The following is a 16,363-nucleotide window of genomic DNA, read 5'->3' on the forward strand; positions in this document are numbered from 1 at the left end:
AGAGTGACGATGTCTTTTTTAGCGGTGGTGTTAACAGGCAGTTATTGGCCTATTATGCCACCGTTGTCATCCATCGTGTTGCTAGCAATGGCGCTGATTTATTTTAGAAATTCAAAAGGATTTCGTTACGTACTCGGCATTGTTCTTGGACTCTTGGTGGTTTTAATTCACGGTAATCAACAGGTGAGTCAAAGTCAGTTACTTTCTGGTATTGAAGAGAATAGTATCATAACTGCAGAGATTGACAGCTTTTTTACACCCACCAATTATGGATTTAAGGGCAATATTCGCATTTTATCTATCGATGGTGTGGTTTTACCTTGGTGGCATCGTGCAAAAGTGCGTTTATTGAGCCCCACACAGTGGCGTGAAGGGGAGACGGCCAAGGGGCGTATAGGATTAAAGCCTATTTTAGGTCAGTATAATCAAGCGGGCCCAGATACTGAACGTGTGGCCTTTAGCCATCAAATACTGGCCAAAGCCACTGACCTTGATCTTAAGTTACAAAAGCCAGCCTCACATTGGCGTACGCGTTGGCGTCAAGCGATTGAAGTACAGATAAACACATTACCGAGCAGGGCGATTTTGGCGGCATTGAGTATTGGTGAGCGAGGGGCATTGTCTGATCAGCAATGGGGTTTACTGCAGAGCAGCGGCTTGGCGCATTTGTTGTCGGTATCTGGTTTGCATATCGGTCTGGTTTTTTGGCTTGCAATGACATTCGCTAGACGAACACTGACCTCGTTTGGAATGACGTTATTAATGCCCTACGTCTTTGGTCTTGTTATCGCGGGGCTTTATGGCTATTTAACCGGCTTTAGTATCCCCACGTTACGCGCCTTGATGATGTGTTTCGTGGCTGTGTGTTTTTTAATTACTCGCCGAGCTTTTTCGCTTTGGTACGCCCAATGGCTAGCGTTCATTTGGAGCTTATCGTTGGCCCCTTTTTCATTGTTGAGCGCCAGTTTTTGGTTGTCTTTTATTGCGGTATTTTGCATTGGTGTCACCTTAATATCACAACCACAACACTATGGCAGGAATTGGATTCGAGCGGTTTATACCCACCTTAGTGTGAGCGCCTTTTTTGTCGCTATGACCGGTTGGTTTTTTGCTGGCGTGAGTTGGTCTAGTCCGCTGTATAATTTTATTTTCGTCCCTTATGTGTCGTTTTTGGTGATGCCATTGGTGCTATTGGCGGTGTTTATAACTCCTTGGTTGCCTAGTCTCACGAAGGGTATTTGGTGGTTGTGTAATGGATTATTAGAACCCATGCAGTATGCGATGGCTTGGTCGCCAAGCTCCTGGTTGCCGATTTATCCTTCAACCGTATTGCTCTTAGTCATCGCCGCCTTCGTGTTTAATTTTCGCCAATGGATGACGTGGCGGTTAGCGTTACTGGTATTTTTGGGCTTTGTATTGCCCTGGCCACAAAGTAATCAAAGACAAAGCGTGCACTTTTTTGATGTTGGCCATGGATTGAGTGTGGTGTTTCGAGACCGTGAACAAGGTGTTATTTATGACACTGGTCCGGGGAATGACAATTGGAGCCAAGCCAGCAGTGTCTTGACACCTTGGTTTTATCAACAAGGCTTGCGTGAGATCAGTGCACTGTTTATTAGCCATGGCGATAATGACCACGCAGGAGGGGTATCTCATATTAAAAAACACTGGTCACCCAAATATATTTTTGCTAGCCAATACGGAGCAAATTATCGCTTGTGCCGGCAAGGGCAGCGCTGGCAGTGGAATGAGTGGCAATTTGACATAGTGTGGCCACCTAAAATCGTGCGTCGTGCCTACAATCCTCACTCTTGTGTCGTGAAAGCCACTCATAAAAGTGGCTGGCGGATATTATTGACTGGAGACATGACGGCAACGGCGGAATACCTTGTGCAAAGAACGGAGATTGATTTGCACAGTCATGTCATCAGTGTTCCTCATCACGGCAGCAAGACCTCCTCGACGGTTGCCTTCATTGAAGCGGTTGATCCAGAGTGGGCGATTGTGTCTGCGTCTCCTTACCGGCGTTGGAACTTGCCTGCCATCGAGGTACAGCAGCGTTACCAAGAGCGCGGAATTGGCTGGCTTGAAACCGCAAAGCTCGGTCAAGTCAGTTGGTATTATGATGGGGATAAGTGGTCATGGAATGCACAACGACAACGGATTCTTACCCCGTGGTATAGGCAGATGATGCGCGAAGAGATAGAATAGCAGCTTACTTTTACTCGACAGCGAAATTTTATGTCACAAGAATACGATGAATCGACCTGGCAGACGTTTAAACGTCTATGGAAATACATTCGCCTTTACAAGTCCGGTCTGGCTGTAGCTGTGGTCGCATTAATTATTAATGCCACGGCAGATACCTATATGATTTCTCTATTAAAGCCTTTACTTGATGAAGGTTTTGGCAACGCGGAGTCAAATTTTTTAAGAACACTGCCATTTATTATCTTTGCGATGATGATTATTCGTGGCACCAGTGGCTTTATTTCGACTTATTGCTTGAGTTGGGTATCGGGTAATGTCGTGATGCAAATTCGGCGCATGGTGTTCAACCACTTCATGCAAATGCCGGTGTCTTATTTTGACCGTGAAAAAACCGGTACTTTATTGTCGCGTATTACTTATGACTCTGAACAAGTTTCCGCTGCCACCAGTCGTGCCTTGGTCAGTATTGTCCGTGAAGGGGCAAGTATTATTGGCCTATTGGCGCTGATGTTTTACAACAGCTGGCAGTTGTCTTTGGTACTTATCGTGGTTGCCCCTGTCGTTGCTTGGGCGATCAGTGTGGTCTCTAAGCGCTTTAGAAAAGTCTCAAAAAATATGCAGTCGGCGATGGGCGTGGTGACCACCTCTGCAGAGCAAATGCTCAAAGGGCACAAAGAAGTCCTGACTTATGGCGGTCAAGATGTTGAGCGAGAGCGTTTTGAAAAAGTGAGCAATCGCATGCGTCAACAAAGCATGAAATTGGTCACCGCTCAGGCGGCAGCCAACCCGATTATTCAAATTATTGCTTCAGTTGCGATCTTTGCTATTTTGTATTTGGCCAGTATCGAGTCTATTAAACAAGAGCTATCAGCAGGGACTTTTACGGTCATTTTCTCAGCCATGTTCGGGTTGATGAGACCACTCAAAGCATTGACTAACGTGACCTCGCAATTCCAACGCGGTATGGCAGCGAGTCAAACCCTGTTTTCACTCATCGACTTAGAGCCAGAGCTTAATCACGGTACGTATCGCAGTGACAAAGTCCAAGGCGATGTCAGTGTGCGCAATGTGACCTTTTCTTACCAAGAATCAAGCCACAAAGCTTTAGATGAAATCAGTTTTGATATTCCTCCAGGAAAAACGGTGGCGTTGGTGGGGCGTTCTGGATCGGGCAAAAGTACCATTGCCAGTTTGCTCACCCGTTTTTATGAAATTAACGAGGGCACGATTACACTCGATGGCCGCGACATTCGCGATTACGATCTGAAAAATTTGCGCACCCATTTCGGTTTGGTGTCGCAACATGTGCATCTTTTTAACGATACGATAGCCAATAATATTGCTTATGCTGCCAATGAGCGTTATTCACGTGAACAGATCGTGAAAGCGGCAAAGTTGGCTTATGCACATGATTTTATTGAGGGGCTTGAGAATGGCTACGACACCGAAATTGGCGAAAATGGCGCCAGTTTGTCAGGTGGACAACGACAGCGCATTGCGATAGCTCGTGCGTTGTTGCGAGATGCGCCGGTGCTGATTTTGGATGAGGCCACCTCTGCATTAGACACAGAATCTGAAAAAGCAATTCAATCTGCGCTTGATGAACTGCAGCGCGATAAAACCGTGTTGGTGATTGCTCACCGTTTATCAACGATTGAAAAAGCAGATCAAATCTTAGTGGTCGACGATGGCAAGATTGTTGAACGCGGAACCCACGAAGCATTATTAGACGCCGATGGGGCTTATGCGCAATTGCATCGCATTCAATTTGGTGGAGACGAAGTGTGATCGAGCGATTGTGGTTTGGTCAAACTCTGTTGAGTAAACTGTGGGCATGGGCGATGTTTCCCCTCAGTCAGGTATTTGGTTTGGTCAGTCGACGTCGTCGTCAATCTTACCAATCGGGGAAAAAAACGCCATATCGCCCACCGGTACCCATTGTTGTCGTAGGCAACATCACCGCGGGGGGCAATGGCAAAACCCCGGTCGTGATAGCATTAGTCGAGGCATTGCAACAGCAAGGGTTTTGCGTCGGGGTGGTATCTCGCGGGTATGGTGGCAAGTCAACGTCATACCCTTTGCTGGTGCAAAAGAGTACTTCGAGCTTGGAATGTGGTGACGAGCCTAAATTGATCCACGAACGAACCAAAGCACATGTCGCTGTGGCGCCCAAACGCGCTGAAGCCGTTAAGGCCTTGTTACCACTTGGTGTTCAAGTGATCATCACGGATGACGGATTACAGCATTACGCGTTAGCAAGAGACATTGAGTTGATTGTCGTTGATGGCCAGCGCCGTTTTGGCAATGGCTTGTTGATTCCGGCAGGGCCGATGCGAGAATCGCTATCTCGATTAGATGACGTTGACTTTGTTATTGCGAATGGCGCGGCTGAGCATGGTGAATTAGCGATGACGCTAGAGCCAGGGAAAGCGGTAAACTTGGTGACGGGTGAGCAAAAACCGGTAGATGAGTTACCACCTTTGTGCGCTTTTGCCGGTATCGGTCATCCGCCACGCTTTTTCAGTACCTTGCGCGAACAAGGGGCGAAACTCGTGGCGAGTCATGGCTTTGCTGACCATAAAGCGTACACAGAACAAGATATTATTGCGCTAGAAAACGACGCCAGCACGTTGATAATGACAGAAAAAGACGCGGTTAAGTGCCTGTCCTTTGCGCGTGAGAATTGGTGGTATTTACCGGTAACCGCGCGTTTTTGTGCGTCTGACCACCAAAAAGTTATGTTAAAAATACAAGAGGTTATTAAGGAATATGGACCACCGCTTACTTGAAATTGTCGCTTGCCCTATTTGCAAAGGCAAACTGGTTTACGACAAAGAACAACAAGAGCTCATCTGTCGATTCGACCGATTGGCATACCCGATCAAAGAAGGGATCCCCGTTCTGCTTGAGAACGAAGCCCGCCACATTTCTATGGAGGAGGTGTAATGCCCTTTACGGTCATCATACCCGCTCGCTATGACTCAAGCCGTTTACCGGGAAAACCATTAGCTGATATCGCTGGAAAACCAATGGTGCAGTGGGTTTACCAACAAGCCCAACAAGCAGGCGCTGAACGCGTCATTGTTGCTACCGATGATGAGCGAGTAGCGCACGTGGTTACTGCGTTTGGCGGTGAGGTGTGCATGACCTCTCGTCAACATGAATCAGGGACAGAACGATTGGCAGAAGTTATTGACACACTCGGCATTAAAGATGACCACATTATTGTCAATGTACAGGGGGATGAGCCTTTGATCCCACCACAAATCATTGCTCAGGTTGCCGATAATTTAGCCTCTAGTCAAGCCCCTATGGCCACCTTGGCGGTTGAAATTCAAGACCCCGAGGATATTTTCAATCCAAATGCCGTAAAAGTGGTGGCCAATCGAGACAAACTGGCGTTGTATTTTAGCCGCGCCAGTATTCCTTGGGATAGAGATAATTTCGCACAAACACCCCCTTTGATTGAGCAGCCGTTAATGCGCCACATTGGCATCTATGCTTATCGTGCTGGATTTGTGAATACTTACATCAACTGGCAGCCCAGCCCACTAGAAAAAATTGAAAAACTCGAACAGTTACGGGTGCTGTGGTATGGAGAGTCGATTCACGTCGATGTGGCGAGAGTGGCTCCGCCGGCCGGAGTGGATACACACGAGGACTTGGAAAAAGTCAGAGCGATTGTTTCTGCTCCTGGCTTCAACATCTAATACCATAATGGTTTGACCAAATGGTTCATCGGGCTCGATAACAGTGTTTAAACATCACGACTTATCTTCTTTTGATAAGAAACGGTTGCTTAGACTTGTTTGCGAGCCTTTTTCGTGTTGCCATTACATGCGTATTTCATTCCAATCTAACTAGATATCTGGTCACCCTAGCGGGTTAGAAACTCGATAACGTCGTCAAGAAAATAACGTGTAGAATAATGACTCACGGTATTTTCTTGCTTTGTTCTTATGCTTTTTTTCTACGCTATCATTGCTCACATACTGAATCTGATTGGAATAATCAGGTGGTCAGGACAGATTAAAGCGATAGGGTTTTAATACATCGACGAGCCCTGCTATTAAACATTCTCGCCAACACAGCCATTCATGGCCGCCGAGGTATTGGCGATAATGGCTTCGGACCCCTTTCGCCAGTAAGGCCGCATGCACAGTCTGAGTGAGTGCGGGCATATTCCCTTCTAAGCTTCCAATATCGAGATGACAGAGTAACGAACTGGGGAGTGAGTACTTCTCGATTTGCTCTACCAGGTAATGTTTTGAGTTAATTTGACTTCCTTGTTGATGAACTTGTTTTCGGTCTGGCCACCAAAATGATCCCGATTGAGATAACACGGCAACGACCTTGTCAGGATACAGAAGAGCGGCGTACAGACTGCTCAAGCCACCAAAGCTCTGGCCTGCAGTAATGAAGGGTTGATTGATAAGTTCACACTGATAATAGCGCTCTAACTCGGGCAGTAACTCATCAAAAATAGCATGCCAATAATGCTCATTACAGGGTAAATCACGGCTGCGATGATAAGTATCGATACTGTCTATCAGCACATAGTGAGCAGGAGCAAGTTCACCGCGGCCAGTCAAGTCATCGATCACCGCCCAAATCGGCATTTCCTCGGCCCAAAAGTGACCGTCTTGTAATAGGACAATCGGCATCGTTGCCGTGGAAGTCACTGCTGGGGTATAAAACCAAACCCTTCGCTGATTGTTTAAGCGTTTGCAGTGCCATAAATAGGGTTCAATGGCAGGTGATTGGCTAATCGCATCGACATTGCTATCCAGAGCTTGCCAATAAAGCTGTACAGGTGCGCAAGGCATTGCCAGTGGTGAACGTTTTTGTCCCCAAGGGCAGGCAGATAAACTCGAGTGATTAAAGTTGTCGGCGTGTGGATCAGAAAACACCTGCTTAAGCCAAGGCATGAGTTGGGTAAGATCATTTGAGGTTGGTTTTTCTCTTGTCTGCTGTTGCGGATAAAAGGTATAACTGCCAAGCCATTTTGGTGGGATCACACAGTGGAAATAAGCAAGATCACAGTCGCGAATAAAGATAAATTGGTCGAGGTCGACTTTATGATGATCAGTAATGCCGTTTACCTGGATATAAATTTCACTGAGCTGTGGGCCAAAATGACTTAATTTAACGATAAAGAAGACGTCGTAATCACCATCATTGCGTTCAAATAATAAAGGCGTCCCTTTGTCTTTGACAGATTGCCACCAAGACATCGAACCAATATCGAGGTGAGTGAAAGATTTATCGTGGTCAACCTGGGTGGCACGAATAAAAAACGGTTGCTCAGCAGGGCGTTGTCGATAGGTCATAAAAAAGTAGAGGCTGAAAATATCAACCTCTACTATAGCGGTAAATGTTGCAAGAGGCATACTTTATCGTTGCCAAAAGACGGGGAATTAAGGCTCTCCAGACTCTTGCTTACTGGGGCATACCCCTAACAGTTCTCGCTTGCCGTTGTCTTTGACTTCTTCTAACCGAACTTCAAAACCCCATAATCGATGCAGGTGTTTGAGCACCTCGCGATGACTGCCATCGAGTGGAATGCGATTGTGTGGCACGTACTGTAAGGTTAGAGAGCGGTCACCACGCACATCGACATTATAGACTTGAATATTGGGTTCTAGATTGCTCAAGTTATACTGGGCAGAAAGGGCCTCGCGTATTTTTTTATAACCGTTATCATCATGAATCGCATTGATTTCAATATACTTTTGTTGATCGTCATCGTAAATTGAAAACAGCTTAAAATCACGGATGACTTTAGGCGATAGGTACTGACTAATAAAACTTTCATCCTTAAAATTATGCATCGCGAAGTGCAGAGTCTCTAACCAGTCTTGGCCCACCAACTCTGGGAACCATTCTTTATCCTCGGCGGTAGGGTTTTCACAGATGCGTTTAATGTCCTGGAACATAGCAAAGCCCAATGCATAGGGATTAATACCACTAAAATAGGGGCTGTTATAAGCCGGCTGGGCGACGACGCTGGTGTGGCTGTGTAAGAACTCCAAAATAAAGCGCTCACTGACCGTCCCCTCATCGTACATGTGATTGAGTATGGTGTAATGCCAAAAGGTTGCCCAACCTTCATTCATGACTTGTGTTTGCTTTTGGGGATAAAAATACTGGCTAACTTTGCGGACAATCCTGACAATTTCCCGTTGCCAGGGCTCGAGCAAAGGGGCATGTTTCTCAATAAAATATAGTATGTTCTCCTGAGGCTCACTGGGGAAGCGCGGCTGACTCTGTTGCAGGTTTTCTTTTTGCTCGGGTAGGGTACGCCACAACTCGTTCACCTGGGACTGCAAATAGGCTTCCCGCTCTTCTTGACGGGCTTTTTCTTCAGTAATGGATATTTTTTCTGGTCTTTTATAACGATCAACACCAAAGTTCATCAGAGCATGGCAAGAGTCTAGCGTTTTCTCAACGTCGGCTAATCCATATTTTTCTTCACAATCGGCAATGTACTTTTTAGCAAACAACAAGTAATCGATAATCGAACTGGCGTCTGTCCAAGTTTGAAATAGATAATTCCCTTTGAAAAAAGAGTTGTGGCCATAGCAAGCGTGGGCGATCACCAGCGCTTGCATGGTCACGGTGTTTTCTTCCATTAAATAAGCAATGCAGGGATCGGAGTTGATGACAATTTCGTAGGCCAATCCCATTTGGCCATGCTTGTAATTTTGTTCAGTTTGAATGAATTTTTTACCAAATGACCAATGATTGTAATTGATGGGCATGCCAATACTCGAGTAAGCATCCATCATTTGCTCAGACGTGATCAACTCAATTTGATTTGGGTAAGTGTCCAGCCGGTAGTGCTCGGCGACGCGTTTGATTTCTTTGTGATAACGCTCAAGCAGCTCAAAGGTCCAATCTGGCCCATCGGGTAGCCGTGTTTTGGTCTCTTTTTCTAGTGTACTCATTGACCTTCTCCTCTCACTAGCCGAGTTCTTTTTGGAACAAATCGCGAAAGACTGGGAAGATATCTTCGACATCACGAATGTTTTTCATGGCGAAATTATCAAACTGGTCCTGCAGTTTTTCATACTCGTGCCACAGAGTTTGGTGATTGCGGCGAGTGATTTCGATGTAAGAATAATATTGGCAAGCGGGCAGCAGGTTTTTTACCATCAGTTCGCGACAGTTGGGTGAATCATCAGCCCAGTTATCACCATCAGAGGCTTGTGCTGCATAGATATTCCATTGCTCGAGTGGGTAGCGTTTTTTGACAATTTCGTCCATCAGTTTTAACGCACTCGATACGATGGTCCCTCCCGTTTCTTGTGAGTAGAAAAACTCGTGTTCATCCACTTCCTTGGCTTGGGTATGATGACGAATAAAGACGACCTCGACATTTTCATACGTCCGTTTTAAAAATAAATACAGTAAAACGTAAAATCGCTTGGCAATGTCTTTAGTGGCTTGGTCCATCGAGCCAGACACATCCATTAAACAAAACATCACTGCTTGAGAAGAGGGAATGGGTTTTTTCTCGTAGTTTTTAAAGCGCAAATCAAAGGTGTCGATGAAAGGCACGCGTTCGATTTTTTGCCGTAACTCGGCGATTTCGTCTCGCAGCTTTTGCTCTTCAATGGGTTTGGCCGGCTCTTCATACGCCAGGCGTTCTAAGGTCTCTTCCATTTCTTTGAGTAAGCGTTTTTTGCCGGCATTCATGGCCGTTCTACGAGCCAATGACTGTTGTAATGAACGGACAATGGCAATATTGGAAGGCATACCCGCACTTTGATAACCTGCGCGATGGGTTTTGTACTCAACAATTTTATTGATTTGTGTTTTGTCTAAATTAGGCAGTTCTAAATCTTCAAATAGAATGTCTAGGTATTCGTCTTTTGATATTTGAAAGACAAACTCATCCTGACCTTCGCCATCTTGGCTTGCATCGCCTTCGCCAGACCCAGAACCCTGCCCGCCACCAGAAGGGGGTCTTTCGACCTGATCGCCAGTGATAAACTGATCATTGCCGGGGTGTACGCGTTGTCTGACACCGCCTTGTCCTTGGTGAAATATGGGCTCTTTGATGTCTTTACTTGGAATCGAAACGTCTTCTCCGGTTTCCGTATTAGTAATAGAGCGGCGATTGACGGCATCAGCCACTGATTCCTTGATTTGTTCCTTGTGACGGCGCAAAAAACGTTGGCGGTTGACCGCACTTTTATTTTTGCCGTTCAGACGTCTATCGATAAACTGGGCCATTGAATTTCCCCTTTTTTCAATAACGTGTCGCTAAGGGTGAGGAAAACCCTCACCCAAGTCTTCTGTTAAGATGATTTGCGAACACGCAGATACCACTCAGAAAGTAAGCGGACTTGCTTTTCTGTATAGCCTTTTTCCATCATACGAGCAACGAAGTCATCGTGTTTTCTTTGATCTTCTGATGAGGTTTTCGCATTGAATGAGATAACCGGTAACAACTCTTCCGTATTAGAGAACATTTTTTTTTCAATCACAGTGCGCAGTTTCTCATAACTGGTCCAAACTGGGTTTTGACCATTGTTGTTAGCGCGAGCTCGCAATACAAAATTGACGATTTCATTGCGAAAATCTTTCGGGTTAGAAATCCCGGCGGTTTTCTCAATTTTTTCCAATTCCGCATTGAGAGAAGCGCGATCAAACAGCTGCCCCGTTTCTGGATCTCGATATTCTTGATCTTGAATCCAAAAGTCAGCGTAAGTCACGTAGCGATCAAAGATGTTTTGCCCGTACTCAGAGTAAGACTCGAGGTAGGCCGTTTGTATTTCTTTACCAATGAACTCGACGTACTTAGGCACTAAATAGCCTTTGAGAAACTCGAGGTAGCGCTCTGCCTGATCACTCGGAAATTGCTCGCGTTCAATTTGTTTCTCCAGGACGTAGAACAAATGAACTGGATTAGCGGCGACTTCGGTTTGATCAAAGTTAAATACGCGAGACAAAATTTTAAAGGCGAAACGGGTTGATAATCCGCTCATCCCTTCATCGACGCCCGCGTAATCGCGATATTCTTGATAACTTTTCGCTTTCGGGTCGGTGTCTTTTAAGGTTTCGCCATCGTAAACGCGCATTTTTGAATAGATCGATGAGTTCTCAGGTGCTTTAATTCGCGAGAGCACGCTAAACTGCGAGAGAATTTCCAGTGTGCTTGGCGAGCAAGGTGCGTGAGATAGCTCACTGTGTTCGAGCAGTTTTTGGTAGATTTTGATCTCTTCTGAGACTCGTAAACAGTAAGGCACTTTGACGATATAAACGCGATCTAAGAATGCCTCGTTATTTTTGTTATTGCGAAAGGTTTGCCACTCGGATTCATTGGAGTGAGCCAGAATCATACCGTCGAACGGAATCGCGGATAGCCCTTCAGTGCCGTTAAAGTTGCCTTCTTGTGTCGCGGTCAGCAAGGGATGAAGCACTTTAATCGGCGCTTTGAACATCTCGACAAATTCCATTAAGCCTTGGTTGGCTTTACATAAGGCCCCGGAATAGCTGTAGGCATCGGGGTCGTCTTGGGAAAAGTGTTCGAGTTGACGGATATCGACTTTACCGACCAAGGCTGAGATGTCTTGGTTGTTTTCATCGCCGGGTTCTGTTTTGGCAATACCGACTTGATCAAGAATCGATGGCCGGACTTTTACCACTTTGAATTGAGTGATATCACCGCCAAACTCGTGCAGTCGCTTGGCTGCCCAAGGCGACATGATCGAGCGAAGGTAGCGCTTTTCTATGCCGTATTCGCTTTTGAGAATTTCGCCGTCTTCATTGACATCAAAAAGACAGAATGGGTGGTCATTCACCGGACTGCGCTCACCGTTGGCGCTGAGAACGTAAATCGGCATCTGTTGCATGAGCGATTTGAGCTTCTCAGCCAACGAAGATTTACCGCCGCCGACAGGCCCTAGCAAGTAGAGAATCTGTTTGCGTTCTTCAAGGCCTTGCGCGGCGTGTTTCAGGTAAGAAACGATTTGCTCAATCGCTTCTTCCATACCGTAGAAGTCTTTGAAGGTTTCGTATTGTGCAATTACGCGGTTTGAAAAAATTCGGCTAAGCTTAGGATCCATAGAGGTATCGATAAGTTTAGGCTCTCCGATGGCCATCAGTAAACGCTCAGCAGCGTTAGCATAGGCCCCTTTGTCCTCCTTACAAAGCGACAAGAACTCTTGAATGCTTAACTCTTCGTCCTTCGCGGCTTCGTAACGAGCTTGATAATGGTCAAAAATACTCATATCACGTTCCCCTTTTTCAAACTGCCTCAACAGTGAGCAGTAGTAAAGTTTTCCAACTTTTCATATCCTAATACTAGACCTGCTTTTGTATTTGTGCAGAAAAATTATGAGTTTATTTTGGTTTTCACTGCGAATGTCGCATTTTTGGCGCTGAGTTATAACGGCGAGAAATAGTCATTTATGCTTTGGTTTAGTCGCACAAATGACTCAGATTGGCGAAGATGTCATCAAACTCATGACAAGGGAGAGGAAAATAAACTCAAAAGAGAATTAATGAGCATTAAAAATTTGCTTGATCTCGTTAGCACACAGGTGATATTGACGTGGACATTGTTTAAATCGCATCAACATGGCTTGGTATTTTGGCCGCATAACCACTTGAGCATCAAAATTGTGTTCTTGTTGCCGCCATTCTGGATAGTGACCATCTTCGAGAATTAAAAAACGCACATAGTCGACAAGTTCATTTTCTTTCATTGCATCGTAACCGAGAAAACGCAAACGACGTTCGTCAATGTCACTTTGTTGCTCACGGTTCAATAATGAATAGGACGTTTGTAAAGCGTGATACATTTCCATCGTGTCGTAAACTTCTTGGCAGGTGTTGGTATTGAGGTGAGTAAAATCTTCTGTTAACACCGAGAGCTCTTTTTCAAACCCCTTTTCGACTAGGGTTTGTAAGCGCTGAAAATGGCGTTTTTCACTGGGCTCCAAGAGCGCCATGAGCCGATATTGATTGGCAAGAATCAAGCGTTGGGCATCGTTTAAGTTCATAGTTAGCCTCATTAAATCTAAGTTTTTAAATTCAGTCTCACCTGAGTAAAGGCGAGTGTTCTTGGTCTGCGTTGCGGTGAACAATGACCGGCAAAGAAGAAACAAGCTCAATAATTGATGTTGCTGTGATAATTCGACAATACGTCAGCCAATTTTGTCATGGTCTCTCGGCTAGGTGGTTCGACGCCTTCAAGTGGGTAATCGTAACCTAGGGTTTCCCATTTATGGGCACCCAGTTTGTGATAGGGCAATAATTCGACTTTTTCGATATTGGCCATCGGCGCGATAAACTCGCCCAGCAAGCGAATGGATTCTTCATCGTCTGTATACCCCGGGACGACAACGTGCCGGATCCAAGTCCGAATACCTAATTTATTTAAGTATCGAGCAAAGTCTAACGTTCTGTGGTTGGAAACCCCGATAAAATCTTGATGGATCTCATCTTTCATGTGTTTGAGATCAAGCATCACCAAATCGGTATTAGCCAGGACTTGGTCAATCACAGGGGTGTATTTACGAATAAACCCATTGGTGTCTAGACAAGTGTGGATCCTCTCTCGGTGAGCGGCTTGAAATAAATCTCGTACAAACTCGGGCTGCAACATGGCTTCACCGCCAGAGCAAGTAATTCCGCCACCTGAGGCATTCATAAAGTGTTTATAAGCGCTGGCTTCTTGAATGAGAGATTCGGCGCTGACGACTTTGCCGCCATGCGTGTCCCACGTATCGCGATTGTGGCAGTACATACAACGCATCAGACAACCTTGTGTGAAAATAATAAATCGAATGCCTGGCCCATCGACGGTGCCACAGGATTCTACCGAGTGAATGCGACCTAAAGCTGACATAAATAATCCGTAATTGATATTCGATAGCGATATTGTATGCTGCCCTTAAAGAACAAAAGCTCGATTACATCAATTTTAGGTGGCTTTTTAGTGCTACAAGCCAAAATAAACCGCATTTTGCACATTGCAGAAAAAAGTCGATTGCTTATCAATTAATCGCTAGGATTTTGTGAGCAATGTGCTATTTTTATCTGTGTATTAATAGTTCACTTTTTATATAACCTTGATTGCATTTGGCAGAAAGGATTTCTGCAACTCGCCAAGGATGAGCCGATTTGATCATAAGAAGGATGTTTATGATGCGCGCATTAATGTTATCCCAAAAGCAAAAAATCCGTTTTTTTCTCATCACAGTGGTGATTGGCTTTATTGCCTTAGCCGGTTACACCTATCTTCGCTTAGCCATGATGAACCAAGGCTTTAATAAAAGTGCTCAAGTAAGCTTTGGCGTGGCTCACCTCGGCCAGTCTCAAGTGGCTTTATTAACCTTATCGAGTCAATTACATGCGATGACAAATCAACAAGTGCCTGCTTTGAAAGCGCAATTACAATCGATGCTCGATGGTAATCAACAAGACGTTGAGTTTTTAGCGGACATGGGGTGGCAGCAAGAAAGTCAGCAATTGCAACAAGCCTATCTGGTTTATCAACAAGCGGTATTGCCTTGGGTGACCACTAAACAAGAGCTCGGGTTTAATGTTGATGAAGGGAAGTTGGCGCAGCTCAAACAATTGGCAGCGCTTATCGAAGATAAAATTAAAGAAACCGGCATGGTCACGGTTCTCACGGATTTTGGGGCGCTAATCCAAGCGCAGCAAACCTATTTGTTGGCGCCGAGTGAAAAAAACTTGACCTTGTATAAGCGCGCCTTGGCGATGTTTAAAAATACCTCGACCACGTATTCGATGTTGCAAGAATACGAGAATGAGTTAACCGCTTTTACCCAAACCTTTAGCCGAGTTGCTGAACTTTCTGTTGAGCAAACCGAACTTGAGTCGACGTTAATCGAAAGGGAAAATCAAGCGATTGATCAAACCAAAGACATTGTTGAACGATTGAGAAAAGAGCAGTCGCTTTACCATCATAGCGCGGAGCGCTTAGCGGGCCAAACCCAGACCTTAGTCCTGGTCGCTTGTGCGGTATTCGCGATGATTATCATTGCTTTACTTAGCCGTTTGAGCTTTTCACTATCGCGCTCTTTATCCACAACCATGGCGCAAATGAAGCGCTTGTCAGAGGGGGACTTCTCCAGTCGCCTCTCGGTTGGCAACAATGGCAAAGACGAGTTTAATCAGTTGGCTTTGGCACTTAATCAAACCTGTGAACAGCTTGGCGCTTTGGTCCAGCAGGTGCAATTACAAGGTCACAGTTTATCGGAAAATGCCACGTCTTTGATGAAAGGATTATCCTCTTCAGAGCAAGAGCAAATGCGACTTGGTGAACAAACGGAGCAATTAGCCGCCGCGACGGAGCAAATCAGTGTCACCACCGACGAAGTCAATCAAGTGGTGGAATCTGTATCCAGCCTTAGCGCCTCCTCGCATCAAGCGGCTGAGCAGGGCGCATTAGTGATAGAGCAGGCGATCCGCTCTCTAGAAGACGTCGCGGTTATTTTATCTTCGGCGTCAACGCACACAGAGCAACTTGAACAAGCTTCTGTGAAAGTTGATGCGGTGATGGAGACGATTAACAGTATTGCTGAGCAAACCAATCTGTTGGCACTCAATGCGGCGATCGAAGCGGCCCGTGCTGGTGAACAAGGCCGAGGTTTTGCTGTGGTCGCCGATGAAGTGCGCGCTTTAGCGGTCAGAACGGTACAAGCCGTGAGTGAAATCTCGGGTACGATTGAAACGATGAAAAAAGAAAGTGATGAAGTGATTCAATACATTAATCGCTCCGGTCACACGGTCGCACAAGGGCAAGAAAAAGGTGAGCAGGCGAAACAGGCGTTGCAAGGGATCATCGAAAAATCAGGTCAAGTTAGCCAGCAAACGGACGAAATCAGCCACTCAGTTGGAGAGCTCAATCGCACCAGTGCCTCGATGGCACAAGGGATGGTTACCATGGCGAGCAGTATGCAAACGCTGCAAGACAAGCATCACGAGCTACAACTAGACAGCCAGAAAGTGGATACCGCCGCTAAAACCCTAGATCAATACTGCAGCCGCTTTGTTGTCTAAACATTAAGCGACGTACCTTTGACTCGACAAGCGCCTCATCACCAGGCGCTTTTTTTATCCTCTCTCTTATGAGGACACACGCCATTTCAAATCAACTTCTCTTAGCAGGACA

At 45.7% G+C, this 16,363-nt stretch carries 12 protein-coding genes; 6 read left to right on the forward strand and 6 right to left on the reverse strand.

What is annotated here, in order from left to right:
• Positions 1 to 9 precede the first annotated feature (9 nt).
• From AB0763_RS05615 to kdsB, 5 genes are read left to right on the forward strand one after another with little or no spacing between them, the layout of a single operon-like run.
• Entirely contained in the window at positions 10 to 2,211 is a 2,202-nt protein-coding gene (locus tag AB0763_RS05615) for a DNA internalization-related competence protein ComEC/Rec2 (protein ID WP_306101717.1), read from the forward strand.
• Positions 2,212 to 2,241: 30 nt separating this feature from the next.
• Positions 2,242 to 3,999 (forward strand): lipid A ABC transporter ATP-binding protein/permease MsbA, encoded by a 1,758-nt coding sequence (msbA, locus tag AB0763_RS05620; protein WP_306101716.1) that lies wholly within the window; start codon positions 2,242 to 2,244, stop codon positions 3,997 to 3,999.
• A 53-nt stretch (positions 4,000 to 4,052) separates the two neighbouring features.
• Complete coding sequence (lpxK, locus tag AB0763_RS05625) at positions 4,053 to 5,000, forward strand: tetraacyldisaccharide 4'-kinase (protein WP_306101757.1); 948 nt, start codon at positions 4,053 to 4,055, stop codon at positions 4,998 to 5,000.
• Positions 4,981 to 5,157: a Trm112 family protein gene (locus AB0763_RS05630; protein WP_306101715.1), complete on the forward strand. Its 177-nt coding sequence runs from the start codon at positions 4,981 to 4,983 to the stop codon at positions 5,155 to 5,157. The genes lpxK and AB0763_RS05630 overlap by 20 nt, the downstream gene beginning before the upstream one ends.
• Complete coding sequence (kdsB, locus tag AB0763_RS05635; protein WP_306101714.1) at positions 5,157 to 5,921, forward strand: 3-deoxy-manno-octulosonate cytidylyltransferase; 765 nt, start codon at positions 5,157 to 5,159, stop codon at positions 5,919 to 5,921. The genes AB0763_RS05630 and kdsB overlap by 1 nt, the downstream gene beginning before the upstream one ends.
• A 309-nt stretch (positions 5,922 to 6,230) precedes the next feature.
• On the opposite strand, the gene fes is transcribed toward kdsB, so the two are convergent.
• The 6 genes from fes to pflA all read right to left on the reverse strand — a co-directional run bounded on the left by fes (position 6,231) and on the right by pflA (position 14,071).
• Positions 6,231 to 7,601, reverse strand: a complete 1,371-nt coding sequence (gene fes, locus AB0763_RS05640) for an enterochelin esterase (RefSeq protein ID WP_306101713.1) — start codon at positions 7,599 to 7,601, stop codon at positions 6,231 to 6,233.
• A gap of 27 nt (positions 7,602 to 7,628) precedes the next feature.
• Positions 7,629 to 9,158: a SpoVR family protein gene (locus AB0763_RS05645; protein ID WP_306101712.1), complete on the reverse strand. Its 1,530-nt coding sequence runs from the start codon at positions 9,156 to 9,158 to the stop codon at positions 7,629 to 7,631.
• Positions 9,159 to 9,174: 16 nt separating this feature from the next.
• Entirely contained in the window at positions 9,175 to 10,449 is a 1,275-nt protein-coding gene (locus tag AB0763_RS05650) for a YeaH/YhbH family protein (RefSeq protein ID WP_306101711.1), read from the reverse strand.
• A gap of 65 nt (positions 10,450 to 10,514) precedes the next feature.
• Entirely contained in the window at positions 10,515 to 12,449 is a 1,935-nt protein-coding gene (locus AB0763_RS05655) for a PrkA family serine protein kinase (RefSeq protein WP_306101710.1), read from the reverse strand.
• 270 nt (positions 12,450 to 12,719) lie between these two features.
• Positions 12,720 to 13,223: a YfbU family protein gene (locus AB0763_RS05660; protein WP_306101709.1), complete on the reverse strand. Its 504-nt coding sequence runs from the start codon at positions 13,221 to 13,223 to the stop codon at positions 12,720 to 12,722.
• Positions 13,224 to 13,330: 107 nt separating this feature from the next.
• Entirely contained in the window at positions 13,331 to 14,071 is a 741-nt protein-coding gene (pflA, locus tag AB0763_RS05665) for a pyruvate formate lyase 1-activating protein (protein ID WP_306101708.1), read from the reverse strand.
• A gap of 296 nt (positions 14,072 to 14,367) precedes the next feature.
• Between pflA and AB0763_RS05670 the strand changes: the two genes are divergently transcribed.
• Positions 14,368 to 16,251, forward strand: a complete 1,884-nt coding sequence (locus AB0763_RS05670; RefSeq protein ID WP_306101707.1) for a methyl-accepting chemotaxis protein — start codon at positions 14,368 to 14,370, stop codon at positions 16,249 to 16,251.
• Positions 16,252 to 16,363 lie beyond the last annotated feature (112 nt).

Source organism: Vibrio sp. HB236076 (assembly GCF_040957575.1).
GTDB lineage: Bacteria > Pseudomonadota > Gammaproteobacteria > Enterobacterales > Vibrionaceae > Vibrio.